We start from the raw sequence: 20,522 nt of genomic DNA, 5'->3' as shown, positions 1-20,522 counted from the left end.
CTGACCAGGGCATTTCCCGACTTGATCACCTTCGATTTCGAGCGGAGCACAGCCGCGTGGCTACATTCCTCTACAGACTGGGCAGATTCGCCTTCCGGCACCGGTTCGGCGTGGCCGTCGCGTGGGTCGCGCTTCTCATCCTGGCAGGGGTCGGGGCCTCTACGGCGACCCCTGCCGCCCCCAGTTCCTTCTCCGTGCCGGGGACGGAAGCCCAGCAGGCCGTCGATCTGCTGGAAGAACGTTTTCCCGGTGCGGACGCGGACGGCGCGACCGCCCGCGTGGTGTTCAAAGCTCCGGACGGCCACAAGCTTGCCGAGCCCGCGAGCCGAGCGTTGATGAACAAGACCCTCGCAGCGCTCGAGCAGAGTTCAGATCAAGTCGCCTCGGTGACCGCCCCGTTGACCGAAGGCACCGTCAGCAAGGACGGCTCGACCGCCTATGCGTCGGTCGCCTACAAGGCCTCGGCCACCGAGTTGAGTGAGCAGACCAAGGACGCCCTGCTGGCCACGGTGGAAAGGGCACGCACCGGCGGCCTGAGCGTGGAAGTGGGAGGCAGCCCCGTACAGCCGGCGGAAGAAGGCTCCGGCGCGGAGGTCCTGGGCATCGCCATCGCCGCGGTGGTTCTCGTTCTCACCTTCGGCTCGCTGGTCGCCGCGGGCCTGCCGCTGCTCACCGCACTGCTGGGCGTCGGTATCGGCGTTTCCATGATCGGCGTTCTCGCCCATGCCTTCGACCTCGGCGACACGACGTCCAGTCTGGCCCTGATGCTCGGCCTGGCGGTCGGTATCGACTACGCCCTGTTCATCGTCACCCGCTATCGGTCCGAACTGGCCGAAGGACGGGACCGGGAGGAGGCAGCCGGCCGTGCCACCGGAACGGCGGGCTCGGCGGTCGTCTTCGCCGGGCTCACCGTCGTGATAGCCCTCGCGGGCCTGTCCGTCGTCGGTGTCCCCGTGCTGACGAAAATGGGTCTTGCCGCAGCCGCGACGGTTGCTCTCGCCGTGCTCGTCGCCCTCACCCTGTTGCCGGCGCTGCTGGCCATGGCAGGCAAGCGGATCGTGGGTCGACGGGCCCGCAGGAAGCCCGTACGAAGGGCCTCAATGAAACCGAGCGGCGGAGCTCGCTGGGCCCACTTCGTGCTGCGACGGCCCGTGCTGGTGCTCGTCGCCTCGGTCATCGGCCTCGGCGCCCTCGCCGTACCGGCCGCCTCCTTGAAACTGGGCCTGCCCGACGAGGGGGCCATGGCCACGGACACGACTCAGCGCAAGGCCTACGACCTGATCGCCGCCGAGTTCGGCCCCGGCGTCAACGGCCCGCTGACCGTCGTCGTCGACGCCGGGAACAGCGACGATCCCCGGAGGGCGGCACGGCGGGTCGCCACGACGGTGCGCGGACTGGACGGCGTGGCGTCGGTCGGCCCCGCCACCTTCAACGAGGCGGACGACACCGCCGTGATCACGGTGGTGCCGAGCACCGAGCCCGGCAGCGCCGCGACCGAGCACCTGGTCCGCACGATCCGTGATTCCGGTACGGATCTGAAGGAGATCACGGGTGCCCGGGCCCTGGTGACGGGGCAGACGGGCATGAAGGTCGACTTCTCCGAGAAGATCAACGGTGCCCTGCTGCCCTATCTCGGCATCACGGTCGGCCTGGCGTTTCTGCTGCTCATGCTGGTGTTTCGGTCCCTGTTCGTCCCGATCAAGGCTGCCGCTGGTTTCCTGTTGTCCATCGGGGCCGCCCTCGGAGCGGTCGTCGCTGTCTTCCAATGGGGATGGCTGGCCGATGTCCTCGGTATCGATCAGACCGGGCCGATCGTCAGCACGATGCCGATCTTCATGGTCGGCATCGTCTTCGGGCTCGCCATGGACTACGAGGTCTTCCTCGTCACGCGGATGCGCGAGGCGTACGCGGCGGGGGAGACGCCGCACCAGGCGATCATCACCGGCTTCCGCCACGGCGGCCGCGTCGTGACCGCGGCCGCGGTCATCATGACCGCGGTCTTCGGCAGCTTCATCGCCTCAGGCGAGCAGTCGGTCAAGATGATCGGCTTCGGGCTGGCCGTCGCTGTCCTCCTTGACGCATTCGTCGTCAGGATGGCCATCGTGCCCGCGCTTCTGGCCCTGTTCGGGAACGCGGCCTGGTGGCTGCCGACATGGCTGCACAGAAGCCTCCCCGACCTCGACGTCGAGGGAGCGAAGCTGAACAGCACTCGGGGCATCGTCGCGGCCACGAACGTGCCGCTACCGGACACCCAGGCAATGCCGTTGTTTGTACTAGCCAAGTAGCGTCCGTGACGAGCGGTGATGCACGTCGTTGGGCTGGTCATGCATCCGTGGGTGGGGTTGTCCGATGATGTGCGGCTGGGGGTGCTCACCGAGTGGGTGACACCGGAGTTGGTAGATGAGGTGTTGGCCGAGTGCGGCCGGGGCGGGGTGAAGCCCGGCGCCTTGTCGCCGAGGTTCATGGTCTACTTCACACTTGCCCTGGCCCTGTTCGCCCAGGACTCCTACGACGACGTCGCGGAGAACCTGGTCGGGGCGCTGGAGGGGATGCATGAGACTGTCCCGAACCGGGCCTCCTTCACGAGGGCCCGGCAGCGGCTGGGACCCGAGGTCCTGGAGGTGTTGTTCCGCCGTGTCGGTGGGGCTGTGGCCCCGGAGGGCTTGGTCGGGTCGTTCTGGCGGGGTATGCGGCTGGCCGCGGTGGACGGGTTCGTGCTCGACGTGCCGGACAGCGAGGCGAACCGGGCGTACTTCGGCGGCCCGACCGACGCCCGCAAGGCCGAGGCGGGGTTCCCGCAAGTGCGCGTGGTGACGCTGACGGAGACCGGCACGCACGCCTCGATCGACGCGCGGATCGGCGGATTCAACGGTGGTGAGCGGGAGTTGGCGGTACAGATGGCCGACTCGGCAGCCGGGATGCTGGTCCTCATGGACCGGGGCTTGCCCGGAGTGGAACTGTGGAAGGCATATACCGGTGCCGGAGCGCACCTGCTGCTTCGGGCCCGCTCGACGGTCGCGTCCCGGCCACTCGAAGTGCTGCCTGACGGGACCTACCTGGGACGGATGAGCCTGGCCGGCCAGCGGGCTTCGCATCCCGGCGGGGTGACCGTGCGCGTGATCGAGTACCGCGTCGACGGCGGCGAGGTGATCAGGTTACTCACCGACCTGATGGACATCGACACCTACCCTGCCGCGGAACTCGCGGCCCTCTATCACGAGCGGTGGGAGGTCGAGTCGGCATACCGCCAGGTCAAGACGTTTCAACGCGGCCCACAACAAGTACTACGCTCGGCGGCTCCAGCCCTGGCTCGCCAGGAGGTGTGGGCGCATCTGGTGGTGCACCACTGCCTGACTCTGATCATCACGCAGGTCGCGGGCGGCGAGCGGATCGATCCGGACCGGATCTCCTTCGTGAAGGTCCTTAAGCATGTGCGGCGTAGCGTGGTGACCCAGGCCAAGGACGCTGTCTCGGCCGTCGGCTCGTTCTTGTCGATGTTGGAGGCCAAGGTGCGCCGCAAACTCGACAGCGGCCCCCGCCGCCACCGGACTGCGCCACGGGTCCTCAAACGCCCGGACTCGAAATACTCACCCTCGGTTAAGAAGCGGCAGCACGGCCCCACCCGCCGCGTCACGGCCCAGCTCATCACCCTGCACCCCACGGTGGGTGGCTAGTACAAACAACGGCATTGGACACCCAGGGTGAGATGACGCGCCTTTGATCCTCCGGCTCGACGTGCCCGGCCCGGCCCTCCACCCGGGGCCGGGCCCGCGTGTGTGCGGCAGCGGCCGGAAACGCGGGCCGCATGTCCGCATCAGTGGCGATCGGCTCCCCTGATCCCGCGGTTGAACCGAGGGCCACGGCGGATCCCCCACCGTGCGTCCTCCAGCCCGAGGAAAGGAGCCCGCTCATGTACGGCAACGCCTTCGCCGACAGGCCCGGGCATCAGGTCAGGCTCGCTCTGCCCGCCGAATCGGCCTACGCCGGTGTCGCCCGCCATTTCGGCGCCGACCTGCTCGACCGGTGGGGCCTCGTACCGGACCTACGTGACTCGGCAGTGCTGATCATGGGGGAACTGGTCGCCAACGCCACCGAACACGGCCGCTCCCGGATGTCGATCGGCCTGGAACTGGCGGAGCGTACGCTGCGCATTCGCGTCGCCGACTTCGGCGGACCCCGGTCCGGCCGAGGCAGGCGCGCCCGGTCCGCCGGGAGCTTCGGCCGTGGCCTGCACATCGTCCGGACCCTGAGCCAGCGGCTTCGGGTGCGGCGCAGCCGCAACAGCTGGCGTGTCGAAGCCGTCCTGCGCGTCGAGAAGACAGCTTCCGCCTCGAGAACCACGTAAGCGCAGGTCCCCCCGTACCGAGGCACCCGTTCCACCGGAGCGCGCACGACCACGGCAGGCCACCGGCGACCCGACGTACATCTCTTCGGTGCTTGCGGCGCGCCCCTGCAAGGAGAAGTCTTTTCGTATGAACGGCTCGCCCCGTCCGGCGCACCAGGTGCTCATGGTGCTCTTCGACGGTGTTCAGATACTCGATGTGACCGGCCCGCTGGAGGTCTATGCCGCCGCCAACGAGTTCGGCGGCAACTACCGGATCACCACGGCATCCGTCGACGGCAAACCTGTGACGGCCACCGCGGGAGTCTGCGTCGTCCCCGACCTGACGCTGGCGGACGTCGACTTCCCCGTCGACACTCTCATGATTCCCGGGAAGCCGGACTGGTGGACGGCGGTCTCCGACACCCCGCTGATCGACTGCATCAGGCACCTGGCCGGGAGGTCACGCACGGTGGCCGCGGTCTGCGCCGGTACGTTCCCACTGGCCGCCACCGGGCTGCTGGACGGCTGTCGGGCCGCCACCCACTGGCGCCTCGCCGCCGACCTGGCGGCGCGCTACCCCGGGGTGGACGTCGACAGTGACGCCATCTTCGTGCGCGACGGCCGGTTCATCACGTCCGCGGGCATCACCGCCGGCATCGACCTGGCGCTGTCCCTGGTCGAGTCCGATCTGGGCGCGGACACGGCTCGGGCCGCGGCCAAGCAGCTGGTGGTGTTCATGGCCCGCCCCGGCGGGCAGTCGCAGTTCTCCGTACGGCAGAGCGCGAAATACGGCACGGACTCCGTCCTGCGGCAGATCCTGGACAGTGTGACGGCCGACCCTCGCGGCGACCACTCCCTCGCGGCCATGGCGGCCAGAGCCGGCGTGAGCGAACGTCACCTGACCCGCCTGTTCCGGGCGGAGACCGGAATGACGGCGGCTCAGTACGTCGAGCGGATCCGGCTGGAGGCCGCCCAGGTCCTGCTTGAGAGCGGCAGTGATCCGCTGGACAATGTGGCACGCAGGAGCGGGTTCGGGTCGGTGGAAACCCTGCGGCGGAGCTTCCACCGGGTCCTGGGCGTCACCCCGGGCGCTTACCGGGACAGGTTCCGCACCACCCGCTACCCAGACACCGGGCCTGAGGGCGACAGCCGATGAAGTCCTCCCGCCCTCCGGGCCCCGACCCGCCCAGCTGCGCCCCGTCCGCGTTCTACTCCCTCGCGCCGACCGCCTCGACCGGTGACGTGCGCAGCAGCAGCCGCGCGGGAACCAGAGCCGCCACCACCGCGAGCGCCGCCACTCCTCCCGCGATGGCCAGATAGGCCAGTGGCGGAACGGTCGGCCAGACACTGCCGGTGAGGGCGAGAGAGACCAGCACGAGGGCGGGGACCGACGCCAGCGTGCCGAGCCCCACCCCGGTCAGGACCACCGCGAGGCTTTCCCAGCGCATCATCCGCATGACCTGGGTTCGGGTCGTGCCGCCCAGTCGCAGCAGACCGAACTCCCGGCGGCGCGTCGACGTGTTCATCGCCTGGGTGTTCGCGACAGTCACCCCCGCGTACAGCAGAATCAATCCGGCCAGAAGGTAGTTGACCCAGGCATTGGCCTGCTGCCGGCGCATCTGATCACCGACGTCGAGCCGGTCCTGGACCACGGTGCCGGGGTAATGCCGGGCCACCTCGGACAGGGCCGCCGCCACACCGTTCGTACCCGGCGCGGCCCGCACGAGCACCGAGGTGTCCCACCGAGATGTCGTGTGCGCGAGCAGCAGGTCGTGGTCGACGGTGACGTCCGCGAAACCCGTGCCGCGCTCGTAGACCGCCACCACCGTGGGGCTGATCGGGGTCCCGTCGCCCAGGCGCAGACGCACGGTGTCTCCGGGGCCACGCCCCAGCCAGGACGAGGCGACCGTGCTGAGGGCGACCGTGGTGCGGTCAAGACGCTTCATGTCGCCCTTGTACGGCTTGAGGTCCATCGTGCCGGTGAGGTGCTTCGGGTCGACGCCCTGAACGCTCAGTGACACCAGCTCGTGACCGTCACCGGCGCCGGGGGAGGCGACGACGGTGGACTTCACGACGGCGGTCGCGGCGCTCACGTGGTGCAGGCGTCGCACGTCCCGGACGACGTCCGGGGCGAGCCCGCCTGCCGCCGTCAGGACGTGGTCGGCGCTCATGCCGTCGCGCAACTGCTTCTGGGCGGCGTGCTGAGCGGTGGTCTGCGCGAAGACGACGGTCGCGGCGAAGGACACGGCCAGGACCAACGGGGTGGCCGCCGCGGCCAGGAGCCGGGGCCGGGCGGCGCTGTTCGCCGCGGCCAGCTGGCCGGTGACCCCGAACGCGCTCAGGAGCGGCCCCAGCAGGCCCATCGACAGGCGTGACAGCAGGGGGCCCAGTACGGCCGCGGCGATCACTACGACGAGGACCAGGGAGTTGGCCAGCCCGACGAGCACGGTGAAGTCGCCGCCGTTGGCGAGACCTGCGACGAAGATGCCGGCGGCCCCCACGACCAGCACACTTCCGGTGATCAGCCGTCCTCTGCCCAGTCCGGTCCGCTCCATGGCGGCGTCGCCCAGCGCCTCGGTGGGCCGGATCCGGTTCGCGCGACGGGCAGCGACCAGGGCGGCCGTATGAGCGGTCAGGACGGCCGTAGCCACCGCTCCCAGAGCGGGCAGCGGCCCGATCACCGGTTCGAAGTCGGGCGGGACGAAGCCGTGCCCGGCGAGCCGGTCCCGTATCCAGCGGATCATGGCGATGCCGAGCGGCCAGCCCAGGGCTCCTCCCAGGAGGGCCACCAGCAGCGTTTCGGCCGCCACCATGCGCCGGACCTGGCGGGGGGTGGCGCCCACCGCGCGCAGCAGTGCCGTCTCACGCCGGCGGTGCGCGACGGACAGCGACACAGTTCCGGCCACCACGAGGACCATGACCAGCAGGACGTTCCCGGCGACCGCCGACGCCAGGAGGACCAGCGTTGAGCCGGTGGACGCCACGTCCAGGAACTCCGCTTCTCCGCGGCTGTCGCCGGTGCGCACCGCCAGGTCCCGCTCACCGAGCGCGTCCACCACGGCGTCGGCCAACCGTTCGGTGTCGGTCCCAGGGGCGGCCAGCACCCCGAGGGCGTCGGCCGAACCGGCACGCTCCGCCAGACGCTCGACCAGCTTGTCGGTGAAGAAGACGACGGACCGGCGTGGCGTCTCGTTTCCTGCCAGGGTGATGACACCGGCGACGCGGAAGCGTTCCGGTCTGGAGCCGGTCATCAGCGCCACGGTGTCCCCGGCCGTCACCCCGGCCCGCGCGGCCAGGCCGGCATCGAGGACCACTTGGTGGTCGCCTGCCGGTGCGCGTCCGGCGACCAGCCGGTACGGGCCCATGCGGGTGCTGGACCAGTTGTGGCCCGTGGGCGGCTCGCCGTTCGCGCCGGACAGGACGGCGCCGTCCGCGCCGATGACGCGGGCGGGGATGCCGGTGTCGGTGACGACGGTGTCGACTCCCTCGACGGCGGCGAGATGTTCGACGACGTCCGTCGGCACGGGTACCCGCTCGACCAGGGGCTGAGGGACGGGTGTCTTGCCTCGCTCGGCCCGGGAGCTGGTCCGTGCTTCCTGGTGGCCTGCGACGACGACATCGGCGGCCGCGTACCTCTCGGGCGGCTGGGAGGATCGCAACCCCGATTCCACGAGGATGCCGCACACGCTGAGCACGGCGGATCCCAGCAGCAGAGCCACGAAGGTGCCGACGAAGCCGCCTTTGCGTGCCCGTAGCGTCGTCAGGGCGAGGCCGAGCATCAGGCGGCCCTTCGCAGCTGAGCCATGGTGGCCGCGACGCGGTCGGCGGTCGGAGCGGCAAGGCCGGTCACGATGCGTCCGCCGGCCAGAAACACAGCGCTGTCGGCATGTGCGGCGGCGACAGGATCGTGGGTCACCATCACCACCGTCTGGTGCAGGTCGGTGACGGCCTGGCGCAGCAGCGCGAGGACGTCCTGAGCGGTCTGGGGATCCAGGGCGCCGGTCGGCTCGTCAGCGAAGATCACTTCGGGACGGGTGATGAGGGCACGGGCGATGGCGACCCGTTGCTGTTGGCCGCCGGACAGCTGGGCGGGGACGTGCCTCAGCCGCTCGCTCAGCCCCACTCTGGCGACTGTCTCCGTGAGCCACTGCCGATCGGCTCTGCGGCCCTGCAGACGCAGGGGCAGCGTGATGTTCTGCTCGACTGTGAGCGAGGGGACGAGGTTGAACGCCTGGAAGACGAACCCCATGCGGCCGCGGCGCAGTCGTGTCAGTGGCGCCTCCTTCAGGTGGGACAGCTCCGTGGAGCCCAGGCGCACCGAGCCGGAGGTGGGGCGGTCCAGTCCTGCCGCGCAGTGCAGGAAGGTGCTCTTGCCCGACCCGGAGGGCCCCATGACCGCGGTGAAGGTGCCTTGGGGGATTTCGACGCTGACCCGGTCCAGGGCCGTCACTGCCTGCGCACCCTTCCCGTAACGTTTGGTCACCTCGCGCAGCCGGACCGCGGGGGCAATGCCACCCGCAGGGCTGTGCGGCTGCTGAGTCCAGCACCTCACGTCTGTCATCTCTCCTCATCCGGTCGAGGGCTGTCCGGCCAAGGGGTCCGGACCGGTTTCCATTGCATGCCGGACAGACGTCTGTTTCCTCGGCCGTGGCGGTGAGGACGCACCTCCGCTGCCCGACCGATTCGGCACGCCGTATCAGCCGGTCGGAGGAAAGCTGAGGGGCGTTCCGGTGCGGAAAGGCCCGTGGTCCTCATCCTTCGGGCTGAGGGCCACGAGGACGAGAGGACCGTGCCGCGCTCCCTCTCACGGCAGACAGCACCCGGTCGGTGCGCGTCTACTGTGAATTCATGACCTACCTCGACTCGATTGCGCGGCGCCGCCTGCCGCAGGCCGTCGTCGATGTGGTCCTGGCGCTGCTCATGGTCGTCGCCGGTCTGGCCGTCCCCGCGCAGCCGCCGGCCGGTCCGGCACTGCGCGATCCGGACGTGTGGCGTGTGCTGCTCGTCCTGCTGTCGGGACTGCCGCTCGCCGTTCACCACAAGTGGCCCTGGCCGGTGCTGGTCATCACCGCGGCCTCCGTCGGTGCGCTCCAGGCCTGCCACTACATTCCGCCGCCTGTCGGTCCGACCGGCACGCTGCTCGGCGCCCCGTACCTGGGCCTGGCCGTTGCCGTGTTCCTGACCGCCGTCAGGTCCTCACCTCGCACAGCCACGCTCGTGGTCGCCGTCATGATCCCCACCGTGGCCGTGGCGGAGGCCCTGATGGAGCCCGGCTTCCGCACGGCCAACGCCGTCATCATGACGACGCTGCTGGTGGCGGCCTGGGCCCTGGGCAGGCTGTTCAGGGCACGGAAGTCGATGGCCCGCGACGCGCTGGAGCGGGCGGCCGCCGTCGAGCGGGAACAGACCGCCAACGCCCGGGCGGCCGTGGCGCAAGAACGGGCCCGGATCGCACGCGAACTTCACGACATCGTCGCTCACAATGTGAGTCTCATGGTCGTGCAGACCATCGCCGCGGACAGGGTGCAGGACCGTGACGGGGCCAAGGCCCACGAACTGCACCGCACCATCGAGCACACCGGCCGGGCGGCCGTGGGCGAACTGCGGCGCCTGCTCCAGGTGCTGCGGACGGACGAGACGGAGGAGGGCGAACCGAGCCGGCAACCGCCGCAGCCGACGCTGAAGGAGATTCCCAGGCTGGTCGAGTCCGTGAGCACGGCCGGACTGGACGTCGACTTCCACAGCGACGGCGAGCCGGCGGCGCTTCCGGCCGGCTCCGAGCTCGCCGTGTACCGAGTGGTCCAGGAGGCTCTGACGAACACCCTGAAACATGCCGGGCACACGCGCACTCGGCTTACGCTCGACTGGGGGCCCGACCAGCGGCTGACGGTCCGCGTCTGTGACGAGGGACGACGGCCGGGAGCTGACCTGCTGCCGGTGAAAGCGCAGGTCAAGGGGACCGGACATGGGCTTGTGGGCATGAGGGAGCGCATCTCGGCGGTCGGCGGCACCCTGTACACCGGCGAGAGGCCCGGCGGCGGATTCTGCGTGCACGCCACGGTGCCCGTCCCCGCGTCCCTTCCCGACCGGGGTCCGGGACCGGGCACTGCCGAAGGAGGAGAAGCCGCATGACGGCGATCCGTGTACTGCTGGTCGACGACCAGCCCATGATCCGGACCGGTTTCCGGCTCATCCTCGAAGCGGAACCCGACATCACCGTCGTCGGAGAGGCGGGGGACGGTCAGGCGGGGGTCGAGGGCACCCGCACTCTCCAGCCCGATGTCGTGCTCATGGACATCCGCATGCCCCACATGGACGGTGTCGATGCGACGCGGCACATCGCCGAATCGGGCTCAGCCAGCCGCGTCATCATCCTCACCACCTTCGACCTCGACGAGCACGTCCACGACGCCCTCCGGGCCGGCGCCAGCGGGTTCCTCGTCAAGGACGGCCCCGCCGACTCCCTGGTGGCGGCGATTCGCACGGTTGCCGAAGGCGACGCGGTGATCTCCCCGCGGGTCACCCGCAGACTGCTGGACCGCTTCAGCCGCCTCGCCGACCAGACCCCGCCCGCCGTCCCGCGGAGCCTGGACGCACTCACCGCCCGTGAACTGGACGTCCTGCGCGCGCTGACCCGCGGCCTGTCCAACGCCGAGATCGCGCAGGACCTGCACGTCAGCGAGGCGACCGTGAAGACGCATGTCGCCCACATCCTCGAGAAGTACGCGCTCAGGGACCGAGTCCAGGCAGTGATCCTCGCGTACGACACCGGGCTGGTCCGCCCCGCCGCCGGCCAGTGACCCGGCCTTGCCAGGGCCCGTTGACGGATCGAAGGCCACGGTCCACCGCCACTCCTCCACCGGCCGTTCGCGACCCCACGGGTTCGGGACCGGGACGAGGCGGCCAACTACGTCGACCAGTCCGCTGAGTGGGCCGATGGCCTGAAGTGACGTCGGTCGGAGCCTGGACGAAGTGATGTGCCCGGCCCACCGTGTGGGCCGGGCACATCCGCTGCGTGGGGTGGCTACGGTGCCTTGATGTCGTAGACGTTCTTCGGGGTCACCGTGCGGGTGACAGCTTCGGCGAACTTCGTGCTCAGTGACTCGCCCTTGTAGGCGATGTCGCTGGTGGTGTGCACCACCAGGGTGGCCTTCGCCCGAGGGAGGTGGACCATCACTGTCTGGTAGCCGGGCAGCGAGCCGTTGTGTCCAATCCAACCGTGGTTGTCGAACAACCCGAGGCCGTAGCCGACGCCCTCCGGGCCCGCCGGCTTGGTTTTCATCCGCTCGGCCTGCGTCGCGGCGGAGAGCAGTGTTCCCTTCGCGAGCGTGGACGCCCAGGACCGCAGGTCGTCCAGGTCCGAAATCATCGCCCCGGACGGGCCGCCCGCCGAGGGACTCCAGTCCGTGGCGTCCGCCACGGAGCCGTCCGCTGTCTGGTCGGTGTACCCGTGGGCACGCGGCGCCGGGAACTCGGCTCCCTCCGGCATGAACGTGTCCTTCAGACGAGCTGCTCTCACCACGTGCCGTGCCACGTGGTCATCGAACCGCTGACCGGTCACTTTCTCCACCACCATGGCCAGCAGATGCGTGTTGGTGTTGCTGTACTGGAACTTACTGCCCGGAGTGAAGCCGACCGGGTGCTTGAAGGAGTATGCAAGCAGTTCTGCCCTGCTGAACTGCCGGTGCGGGTCCGCCAGGAAGGCCTTGCCGAAGTCCGGGTCGTGCATGAACTCGGCCAGGCCGCTGCGCATTTCGGCGAGATGCCGCAGGGTGATGCGGTTGCCCTGCGGCACGCCCGGAACGTACTGCGAGACAGGGTCGTCGAGGCGCAGCCGCTTCTGGTCGACCAGACGCAACAGCGCGGTGACCGTGAAGGTCTTGGTGACACTGCCGATGCGCATGTTGAACCTGGGGGACATCGGTGCGTTCGTCGCCTTGTCGGCAGTGCCGAAGGCCCGCACATAGCTGCCCTTCCCCGGCGCCCACAGGCCCACCGTCACACCAGGTGTGTTCGTGGTCCTGAGGACATCTGTGACGGCCCTGTCGAGCTGGGCGCGTACCTTCGGGGTCAGGTTCCGCATGACCGGTTCGGACTGTCCGGGCTTTCCTGCCTCCTTGTGGTCGCCGGAGACGGCGTGCGCCCCGGGGCCGGCCGCCAGAATTCCGCCGATGGCCAGGACGGTTCCGATCGCACCGGCCGTGCGACGCCGGGTCGCGGTCCGGCCGCTGCCGGTCCATGAACTGTGAGGCATGCTGCGCCCTTTCAACGTGCGGGACGGCCCTTGTGGCCGTCCCGGTCCTGCTTCCATAGTTGTGCCGTGCTGCCGCCCGGCCCTCAGCCGTGGGAGCGGTTTCCGGTATCGGCCACAGGAATGAGAGAGCGTGGCCTCACCGCCCTGTCTCCCGGCGCACCGTGATGAGGCAGACCCGCCCCGGTGCGGGCCGGGCCGCCTGGCGGCGTGCTGCGCCGCCGTACCCCCGGTAGTTCTGCACGCCGCGGCCGCGGAAGGCGCGGCTCGGCGAGCAGTGGTACGGGTGTGCACCGGCACCTAGTCGCTGCGCATGCGCTGCACAGGGCACCGCGCGGCGATGGTGGCGAGCCGGCAGATCTGCTCGGCGGCCAGGAGCAGTTCCACTGGTGTGGGGCCGCTGTCCGAGCCGATCGCGTCGGGCTCGTCGGCGGTCAGCCGATGAGGGCCGATGCCGGTCGACCGGGCGATGCGCCCACTCTCGCGGACAGCGACGGTCCGCCCGGACATGACGTACCTCCTCGGCTACTTCTGGTCGACGGGGGCCGGTTCCGCGGCCGGTGCAGAGGCCGGCACGGCCGGCGCCACGGCCGGGCGCTCGCGCTGGAAGAGCGCGACAGCGGCCGAGACGGCCAGGAGGGCCACCGACAGCCACAGTCCCTTGGCGATGCCGCCCTCGGAGTCGGACAGGGCACCCGACAGCAGCGGGCCGATGGCCTGGCCGACGCTGAACGCGACGGTCAGCCAGGCGATGCCGGAAGTCCAGGCGTGCTGGGGCAGCATGCGCCGCGCCAGCACGGTGACCGCGGTGGGTCCGGCCATGAAGCCCGTGCCGAAGATCACGGCGGACACGATGGCTGCGGCAGGCCCGTCGGACAGCAGGACCGGCAGCACGCCCACCAGGACGATGGCCGAGACGAGTGCCGGAGCACGGCCGCCGTGCAGCCGCCCGATGACTCTGCCCCACACCAGCAGGGTGGCCAGCGCACTGGCGGCGCCGAGCACGATGAAGAAGCCGGCGGTGCTCCACGTGCCCAGACCCTGCTCCCGCAGCAACGCGATCACGAACGTCATGTACGAGACGTAGCCGGCGCCGAACAAGACGTACCAGGCGAACGACGGTGCCATCCGGCTCAGACCGGCAGAGCCCTGAGCGGCAGCGGCCGGCGGAGCCGACGGCACACCCTTGGCCGCCCATGTGGCAGGGCCGACGGCGAGCAGTGCCAGCAGACCCAGCAGCAGCCAGCCGGCCTGCCAGCCGGACGCACCCCATGCGGTCAGTGCAGCCGGGACGACAAGGCCGGAGAGAACGACACCGATGCCGACACCGGCCATGTACACACCGACCAGAGCTGCCGAACGCTGCTGGCGGCCACCGGTGCGCACGCGTGAGGCCAGCGCGGAGCCCACGACGAACGTGACGGCCGTGGACAGTCCGCCGACGAAGCGCAGTACGGACAGAGCGGTGAAGTCATCGGTCAGCCCGGAGGCGAGCAGTGCCACGGCACTGATGATCATGCCCCAGACGAAGCTGCGGCCGGCACCCAGGCGTCGGGACCACCAGGCCGCGCTGCCCGCGCCGATGATGTATCCCAGCGCGTTCGCGGTGTTCAGACCGCCGGCGGCCGCGTAGGACCAGTCCAGTTCGGACCGCATGGACGGCAGCAGCAGCGCATACGCGAACCGTGTGAAGCCCAGCGCGACGACCGGCCCCGCGGCCAGCCCCAGCGCGGTCATGTACTCCGAACGCGGGCGGACCGTGCCCGCTCCCAACGTGTTCATCGCTTCTTCCTCGGTGAACTCGAACGATGCCCGGGGCCGCGGTTGCAGCCCCTGCTCAGACCCGGGTGGGCCGGACTCCCGACTCAACCGGGTGCGACGCCCCCTTCATGGCTGTCGTCCGGGACATGTGGCCCTCCGATCCGGACATGCGCCCCGCCTGCCGGTTCGCCGGAATGCGCAGGCACGAGAGCGGGTGGCGGGCCCCGCCTCGGACGCCCGATCGGCCACTTGCGCGCGAACGTGTCCGGGATCGAGGGCCTGATGTCCCGGTCACCGGCCACGTACGGCGCACCACGCGTGGTTCTCCTCGATGTATCGCACCTCCACGGACTGCCACAGAGGGGAAGCCCGGCCGTGAACACCCTGTCTTCGACGCACCGGCCGGTCCCGTTTCCACCTTCGGGGCCCGCCACCCCTCCCGGACACGCCACAGCAGTACGTCCGACGGCCCGATGGGGAGCGGAACTTGCCGCGACGGCCCTGATGCTCCTGGCGGTGACCGTGCTCTTCTGCCATGTCTTCCACCCCGGCTCGCCACTGCACGATCGCCTGCCTTCCGACGACACCCGCCTTCTCGTCGGCGCCGTCGTCAGTGGAGCCGTCGTGGCGGCGCTCATCGCCTCGCCCCTCGGCCGGTTGAGCGGCGCGCACATGAACCCGGCCGTCACCCTCGCCCTCTGGTCAGCGCGCCGGCTTTCGGGCAGGGACGTGCCCGCCTACATCGCCGCCCAACTCGCGGGATCCTTCCTCGGTACCGCGGTCGGCCGGCTCGTCACCGGAGACTCCCTCGCCCATCCCGATGTGAACCATGCACTGCTCAGCGCACCCCCTGGTACGCCCGGCTTCGTGCCCACGCTGGTGGAAGCGATCGGCACCGGCGTGCTGTTGGCCGTGGTCGTTGTGCTGGCCCGCAGCGACGAGCCCTCTCATCTCACAGGCCCGATCGTGGGCGCGCTGCTGGCCGCGCTGATCGTCCTGACCGCGGACGTCTCGGGCGGAAGTCTCAACCCTGCCCGCCAGTTCGGGCCCTGGTTGATGGATGGGGGAGACGGCAGGCTGTGGCCTTATGTCGTCGGCCCACTGGTCGCCGCAGTCGTGGTCGGGACGACGGCATCCGCACTACCCGCACGTGCACGTCCCGGCAGGTCCGGCTCGTGACCCCACAGCCGAGTCAAGCAAACTGTTTGCGGGTCACAGTACGCGCAGGGCGCGGCGACGGCGTCCTATCGTGCCTTCGTGCCTATGCCGAGCAGAGCCGTCGCGGCCTCGGTGGTCTTCTGCATCTCTTCCTTGGTGGCCGGCATGGAGTTGATGGACAGTGTGACCTGCCGACTCCCGTCGCCGAGCGTGTAGCTCTGCGTCGTGAAGCCTGGTGTGTTGCCCGTATGACCGTAGGCAGTGCCGAACGCTGGGCTGTCGAGTCGCGTCATGCCGAGCCCGTACAGCCCTCCGTCCTCCAGTTTCCGCGCGTCCTTCATCTGCGCCAGCATCTCGGCGGACAGCAGCTTTCCGTCGATCAGTGCCTTGTAGAAGGTGTTCAGGTCGCGCGTCGTCGAGATCAGCGCACCGGCTGTCCACGCCCATGACATGTCGGACTTCGTCATGTCGGTGTACCCGGAGTCAGGTCCCTGGAGCCGGACATAGGCGCGGGCGTTCGGGCCGGGTATCCCGGTCGAGGCACCCGGGAAGGACGTTCCGCGCAGGCCGAGCGGCCTGACGATGCGCTGCATCATCTCCTGCTCGGCCGGATTGCCCGTTATCTTCTGGATCAGCATGCCGAGAAGTACGTAATTGGTGTTCGAGTAGCGCCCGGCGGTGCCCGCTGCGAAGCCCGGCTCGTGCCGGTTGGCCTCCGCCACCAGTTCGTGCGGAGCGAGGCGCCTGAACCGCGTGTCGTGCATCTCCACAAGGCCACCGGGCCACATGCCGTCCGTGTAGTCGAACAGCCCGCTCCGGTGGCCAAGCAGGTGCCGTACGGTGATCCGCTCACCGTCCGGCACCCGACCTGGAAGGTGCCGCTCGACCGGTTCGTCCAAGCGCAGCCTGCCCTCCGCGACGAGTTGGAGCACCGTCGTGGCCACGAAGGACTTGGTCACGCTCCCGGCGCGGAATCGACCGTCGGTCCGCGGCGGCTGCGCCCGGCCGATGTCACCCAGGCCGCTACGGCCCTTCCACACACCATCCGCGTCCCGGACCTCGGCGACGACACCGACGGCACCCGACGCCACCACTTCGTCCAGCACGCTTTGCAGCCGAGCGTCGGCTAGTTCGCGGCCCCGGCCGCCGTACCTGGCACGTTCCCGGCCGTGATCAGGATCACCGAGCCCGGCCTTCTCCGTAACAGCGACCGGCGGACCAGCGGGAGATGCGGTGGCCGGTGCGGTCAGGGGCGCGGCCAGAGCGGCGGAGGCCACGACGACCGTGACCAGGGAGGAAAAGCGCATGGGAAACTTCCTTTCGGCTGAAGCGAACCGACTTCAGCGTGTCCGGACGAGCGCTGCGTTTCCTCAGCAGACGGTCCGATATGCGTCCTCCGCCGAATCGATGAGCACCGCCCCGGATGCTTCAGGGAAGGTCATCCGGAGGGATGAGGAGAAGCGAGACGGGTGGAGGCGGAGCGGCCGGCGTACGAGCGCCTGCGGCACCGCCCATGGCCTGACCGCGTTCCGAGGCCGAGCAGTTGCTCTCAGTCACCTTCGCTTCGCTGTCACAGACGGGAGATCTAGTTTGTCGTTCAACTAAATGGGGTGAAAGTGGACCTGTCGCGCCCCAGGTGACGTAAGGACATTCTCTCGATGACGACAGTCAGCATCCGTGAAGTGACATTTAGCGAACAACTGAACAGGCTCGATATATGCGACACGGCCTTTGCGCTGCTCGACGAACAGGGGACGGTGACCGGCTGGACGCAGGCCGCTGAGCGGCTGGTCGGGTATTCCGCCGGGGACGTCGTCGGCCGGTCTGCCGGACTCGTACTGCCGTCTTTCCACGATGCACGGACCACGTCGGCCTTCATCGAGCAGTGCCGCGTCGAGAACGGCTGGCCGGGTGCGACGGCGCTGCGCCATCGGGACGGCCGCATGGTCGACGTCAGCCTGAGAATCACGATGCTGCACGGCCGGGACGGAACGGCTCGGTGGCTTGCTTCCTTGACGGACACCGGGTCGCTCTCCGGGGATGCGGTGAGTGAAACGGTGCGGGGATCGCTCCTTGCCCACGCACCCATCGGAGTCGTCGTCCGTGACCCGCAACTGAGGTGTGTCCTCGTAAACGACGTGATCGGGGAGCATGACGGCATTCCCCGTGACCGACGGCTGGGCCGACGGCTGGCCGACGTACTGCCGAGCGCCAAGGCCGAGGCGCTCGAGTCGGTGATGCGTCAGGTCCTCCACGGTGGCTCCACGAAGGTGCACGAGTACCGTGCGTGGCTGCCGACGCGCCAGGGTCGACAGCATCCTTTCGCGGCATCGTTCCACTGCATCCAGGGTGCCGACGGGGAACCGCTGGGTGTGTGCGTCATCAGCGCCGACGTCACCGAGGGCCGGCGGACGCGCGAGTGCCTCACCGCCGTCTCCGAGGCCCGTACACGACTCGGTGGGAGCCTGGACGTGATGCGGGCCAGCCAAGCCCTGGCCGACCTCGCTGTGCCGCTGTTCGCCGACTACGTCTCCGTGGACCTGGAGCAGTCGGTCCAGATCGGCGAAGGCCCCCCGGTCCACCCCGGTACGACGGCCGGGCGCCTCCCCGTCTTCCGACGGGCGGGTCAGGCCTCGATCCACCCAGGAGTCCCGGAATCCGCGTGGACACGCGGCGAACCGGTCCCTGTGCCCCCCGACTCACCGTTCGCCGCCGTCCTGCGCACCGGAAGGCCGCAGCTGGAGCGGAACCTGGACGTTGCTTCCTCTCCGTGGATCGACCGGCGGCCGGCGCTGGCCCGGCGGTTCCAGGAGAACGGCATGCACTCCCTGATGATCGTGCCCGTACGCGTGCGGCACGCTCTGCTGGGCGTGGTGATCTTCGTCCGTACCGAGAATCCGGTGCCGTTCGATGAGGTCGACCTTCTTCTGGCGGAAGAGTTGGTCGGTCGCGCCGCGCAGGCGCTGGACAACGCCCGGCAGTACGTCCGCGAGCACACCGCCGCACTCGCGCTGCAACGCAACCTGCTTCCGCGCCGGTTGACGGGCGGCACGGCGGTCGAGGCGGCGTCGCGCTACCTGCCGGCAGACATGGACCACGGGGTCGGGGGAGACTGGTTCGACGTCATTCCGCTCTCCGGCGCCCGGGTGGCACTCGTCGTCGGCGACGTGGTCGGGCACGGTCTCCACGCTGCCGCGACCATGGGCACGCTGCGCACCGCGGTGCGCACGCTCGCGGACATGGAACTGCCCCCCGAAGAAGTGCTGGCTCACCTCGACGACACGGTTCAGCGCCTGGCCGACGAGGAGGACTGCGACGACCCGGACTGGGCCCCCGGGGCCGCTGGCGCCACTTGCTTGTACGCCATCTACGACCCCGCCACCCGCGTGTGCACCATGGCCCGTGCCGGCCACCTCCCGCCCGCGATCATTGATCCGCAGGGACAGGCCACGTTTCCGGACCTTCCTTCCGGACCCCCCTTGGGTACGGGACTGGGCGACCCTTTCGAGGCCGTGGAACTGGAACTGCCCGAGGGAAGCCTGCTTGCCCTGTACACCGACGGCCTGATCGAAACCCGCAGCGGCGACATCGAGGACGGAATGCACCGCCTGGCCACGGCCCTGGCAGAACCACGCCAGTCCTTGGAAGAACTCTGCACGCGCGCGACGGCCGGTATTCCCCGGCAGACGTCGCACGACGACGCCACCCTGCTCCTCGTCAGGACCCGAGTGCTGAACCCGGCGAAGGTCGCCTCCTGGACATTGTCCTGCGACCGGTCCGCCGCCGGCCGCGCCCGCAACCTCGCAGACCGTCAGCTGACGGACTGGGGCCTGGACGATCTGGGCGACTCCACGAAGCTGATCGTCAGTGAGCTGGTCACCAACGCCGTCCGCCACAGCTCCGGCCCGGTCACTGTGCGCCTGAAACGGCACCGGGTCCTGACCTGCGAAGTGTTCGACACCGACACGTGTGCCCCACGTCCGCGACGTGCAGGCTCATCGGACGAGAACGGCCGTGGCCTCCTTCTCGTCGGCCAGTTGTCGCGCCGGTGGGGCTCCCGATCGGTGTCCGGCGGCAAAGTCGTCTGGGCCGAACAGGACCTGCCCAGTACGAGCGGCGGCGGGCCATCGTAGGGAATCCGAACACCGACGTGCGCGGTGCCCGCGTAGGGGCGGTGAGCCTCCGAGCCCTTCCTGCCAGGGCCTGGTGGCTCACCGCTCGTAGGTGCCGTACATGGTGGCCCGCGCGACCGCGTGGGTGAACAGGAGGAAGTCCATGAGGGCCGGGGTCGTCTTCTCGGAGACCTCCAGTTCGTCCACCCCGACGGCATGCACGACGAGGAAGTAGCGGTCAGGGCCGTTGCCCGGGGGTGTCGCCGGGCCCAGGTACCGGCTGTAGCCCGCGTCATTGCGCAGGGTCACCGCGCTGCCGGGCAGATCGCCACCGCCTCCCGCTCCCTCCGGAAGGTCCGTCGTGGAGACGGGGAGGTTGGCCACCGCCCAATGCCAGAAGCCCGAGGCGGTGGGCACGTCGGGATCGAACATCGCGACCGTGAAACTGCGCGTCTCCGCGGGAAAGCCGGACCAGCTCAGCTGTGGTGAGACGTCCGATCCGCCGGCTCCCAGGATCCCGCTCACCTGCTCGCGGGCCAGCGGCTCGCCGTTGGCGAAGGACTCCGAGGTGAGTGAGAAGGTCCTGATCGGCGGCATGAAATCGTACGGGCCATAGGGTTTGATCATGGCTGTCCCTCGCATCCGGGGCCAGTGATCGGCATGTGGGCAAGTGCGGCCGAGATCTGCGCGGACGCAACCGCAGTCCGGAACGAAGCGCACACCCACCGTGACTCGAACCGAACGCACCGCCACCGGACGCCGGTCCTGGGCACGAGGGCCAAGCCCGCCCGATCCAGTGCGGCACTGCTTCCACTGATCAACCGTAGGCCCCGACCGTCGCCCGGACCACCGCGCGCGACAGGTGCGTTGTGTGGGTGCTCGGCGGCCCTGTTGCACCGGGATGCCGCGGCGGGAG

The 20,522-nt window shown here is 69.7% G+C and carries 15 protein-coding genes; 8 read left to right on the top strand and 7 right to left on the bottom strand.

From position 1 onward, the window contains the following. Nucleotides 1–56 precede the first annotated feature (56 nt). From DN051_RS02950 to DN051_RS02935, 4 genes are all read left to right on the top strand, one after another. A complete protein-coding gene (locus DN051_RS02950; protein WP_112437885.1) occupies nt 57–2,285 on the top strand; it encodes an MMPL family transporter in 2,229 nt (742 codons plus the stop codon). Nucleotides 2,286–2,336: 51 nt separating this feature from the next. Then, complete coding sequence (locus tag DN051_RS02945) at nt 2,337–3,674, top strand: IS4 family transposase (RefSeq protein WP_162624815.1); 1,338 nt, start codon at nt 2,337–2,339, stop codon at nt 3,672–3,674. 236 nt (nt 3,675–3,910) lie between these two features. Beyond that, nucleotides 3,911–4,345, top strand: coding sequence for an ATP-binding protein (locus DN051_RS02940; RefSeq protein WP_112437883.1), 435 nt, complete (start codon nt 3,911–3,913; stop codon nt 4,343–4,345). A 127-nt stretch (nt 4,346–4,472) separates the two neighbouring features. Continuing rightward, nucleotides 4,473–5,480 carry a GlxA family transcriptional regulator gene (locus tag DN051_RS02935; protein WP_053756788.1) on the top strand — a complete coding sequence of 336 codons (1,008 nt, stop codon included), beginning with the start codon at nt 4,473–4,475 and terminating at the stop codon, nt 5,478–5,480. 52 nt (nt 5,481–5,532) lie between these two features. On the opposite strand, the gene DN051_RS02930 is transcribed toward DN051_RS02935, so the two are convergent. Both DN051_RS02930 and DN051_RS02925 read right to left on the bottom strand, forming a co-directional pair. Beyond that, entirely contained in the window at nt 5,533–8,103 is a 2,571-nt protein-coding gene (locus DN051_RS02930; protein WP_112437882.1) for an FtsX-like permease family protein, read from the bottom strand. Next, a complete protein-coding gene (locus tag DN051_RS02925) occupies nt 8,103–8,885 on the bottom strand; it encodes an ABC transporter ATP-binding protein (RefSeq protein ID WP_053756786.1) in 783 nt (260 codons plus the stop codon). The genes DN051_RS02930 and DN051_RS02925 overlap by 1 nt, the downstream gene beginning before the upstream one ends. Before the next feature lie 287 nt (nt 8,886–9,172). On the opposite strand from DN051_RS02925, the gene DN051_RS02920 reads away from it, so the two are divergent. Both DN051_RS02920 and DN051_RS02915 read left to right on the top strand, forming a co-directional pair. After that, nucleotides 9,173–10,456 (top strand): sensor histidine kinase, encoded by a 1,284-nt coding sequence (locus DN051_RS02920; protein ID WP_112437881.1) that lies wholly within the window; start codon nt 9,173–9,175, stop codon nt 10,454–10,456. After that, nucleotides 10,453–11,124, top strand: coding sequence for a response regulator (locus DN051_RS02915; protein WP_053756784.1), 672 nt, complete (start codon nt 10,453–10,455; stop codon nt 11,122–11,124). The genes DN051_RS02920 and DN051_RS02915 overlap by 4 nt, the downstream gene beginning before the upstream one ends. A gap of 224 nt (nt 11,125–11,348) precedes the next feature. On the opposite strand, the gene DN051_RS02910 is transcribed toward DN051_RS02915, so the two are convergent. The 3 genes from DN051_RS02910 to DN051_RS02900 form a co-directional block, all read right to left on the bottom strand. Beyond that, the gene (locus tag DN051_RS02910) at nt 11,349–12,578 is read right to left on the bottom strand and encodes a serine hydrolase domain-containing protein (protein WP_112437880.1); all 1,230 of its coding nucleotides are present in this window, start codon (nt 12,576–12,578) and stop codon (nt 11,349–11,351) included. A 297-nt stretch (nt 12,579–12,875) separates the two neighbouring features. Further along, nucleotides 12,876–13,085 (bottom strand): hypothetical protein, encoded by a 210-nt coding sequence (locus DN051_RS02905; protein WP_112437879.1) that lies wholly within the window; start codon nt 13,083–13,085, stop codon nt 12,876–12,878. Nucleotides 13,086–13,100: 15 nt separating this feature from the next. After that, a complete protein-coding gene (locus DN051_RS02900; protein ID WP_199314865.1) occupies nt 13,101–14,357 on the bottom strand; it encodes a YbfB/YjiJ family MFS transporter in 1,257 nt (418 codons plus the stop codon). 495 nt (nt 14,358–14,852) lie between these two features. Between DN051_RS02900 and DN051_RS02895 the strand changes: the two genes are divergently transcribed. After that, entirely contained in the window at nt 14,853–15,515 is a 663-nt protein-coding gene (locus tag DN051_RS02895) for an MIP/aquaporin family protein (RefSeq protein ID WP_162624814.1), read from the top strand. Nucleotides 15,516–15,580: 65 nt separating this feature from the next. Here the strand turns inward: DN051_RS02895 and DN051_RS02890 are convergent, their stop codons facing one another. Continuing rightward, on the bottom strand, nt 15,581–16,801 hold the full coding sequence (locus tag DN051_RS02890) for a serine hydrolase domain-containing protein (protein ID WP_112437877.1): 1,221 nt from the start codon (nt 16,799–16,801) through the stop codon (nt 15,581–15,583). A 351-nt stretch (nt 16,802–17,152) separates the two neighbouring features. Here DN051_RS02890 and DN051_RS02885 point away from each other — a divergent pair, with 351 nt between their 5' ends. Then, nucleotides 17,153–19,627 (top strand): SpoIIE family protein phosphatase, encoded by a 2,475-nt coding sequence (locus DN051_RS02885; RefSeq protein ID WP_112437876.1) that lies wholly within the window; start codon nt 17,153–17,155, stop codon nt 19,625–19,627. Nucleotides 19,628–19,705: 78 nt separating this feature from the next. On the opposite strand, the gene DN051_RS02880 is transcribed toward DN051_RS02885, so the two are convergent. Continuing rightward, complete coding sequence (locus tag DN051_RS02880; protein WP_112437875.1) at nt 19,706–20,233, bottom strand: YbhB/YbcL family Raf kinase inhibitor-like protein; 528 nt, start codon at nt 20,231–20,233, stop codon at nt 19,706–19,708. Between the last annotated feature and the right edge of the window lie 289 nt (nt 20,234–20,522).

Origin of the sequence: Streptomyces cadmiisoli (genome assembly GCF_003261055.1) — a bacterium.
In the GTDB taxonomy this organism is placed as follows: Bacteria; Actinomycetota; Actinomycetes; order Streptomycetales; family Streptomycetaceae; genus Streptomyces; species Streptomyces cadmiisoli.
Note: the sequence above shows the minus strand (reverse complement) of the source record. Positions and strands in the feature narration are given on the sequence as shown.

Coding starts and splice junctions, on each gene's coding strand:
- DN051_RS02940 (WP_112437883.1), top strand. CDS start 3,911: ATGTACGGCAACGCCTTCGCCGACAGGCCCGGGCATCAGGTCAGGCTC.
- DN051_RS02935 (WP_053756788.1), top strand. CDS start 4,473: ATGAACGGCTCGCCCCGTCCGGCGCACCAGGTGCTCATGGTGCTCTTC.
- DN051_RS02930 (WP_112437882.1), bottom strand. CDS start 8,103: ATGCTCGGCCTCGCCCTGACGACGCTACGGGCACGCAAAGGCGGCTTC.
- DN051_RS02925 (WP_053756786.1), bottom strand. CDS start 8,885: ATGACAGACGTGAGGTGCTGGACTCAGCAGCCGCACAGCCCTGCGGGT.
- DN051_RS02920 (WP_112437881.1), top strand. CDS start 9,173: ATGACCTACCTCGACTCGATTGCGCGGCGCCGCCTGCCGCAGGCCGTC.
- DN051_RS02915 (WP_053756784.1), top strand. CDS start 10,453: ATGACGGCGATCCGTGTACTGCTGGTCGACGACCAGCCCATGATCCGG.
- DN051_RS02910 (WP_112437880.1), bottom strand. CDS start 12,578: ATGCCTCACAGTTCATGGACCGGCAGCGGCCGGACCGCGACCCGGCGT.
- DN051_RS02905 (WP_112437879.1), bottom strand. CDS start 13,085: ATGTCCGGGCGGACCGTCGCTGTCCGCGAGAGTGGGCGCATCGCCCGG.
- DN051_RS02900 (WP_199314865.1), bottom strand. CDS start 14,357: ATGAACACGTTGGGAGCGGGCACGGTCCGCCCGCGTTCGGAGTACATG.
- DN051_RS02890 (WP_112437877.1), bottom strand. CDS start 16,801: ATGCGCTTTTCCTCCCTGGTCACGGTCGTCGTGGCCTCCGCCGCTCTG.
- DN051_RS02885 (WP_112437876.1), top strand. CDS start 17,153: ATGACGACAGTCAGCATCCGTGAAGTGACATTTAGCGAACAACTGAAC.
- DN051_RS02880 (WP_112437875.1), bottom strand. CDS start 20,233: ATGATCAAACCCTATGGCCCGTACGATTTCATGCCGCCGATCAGGACC.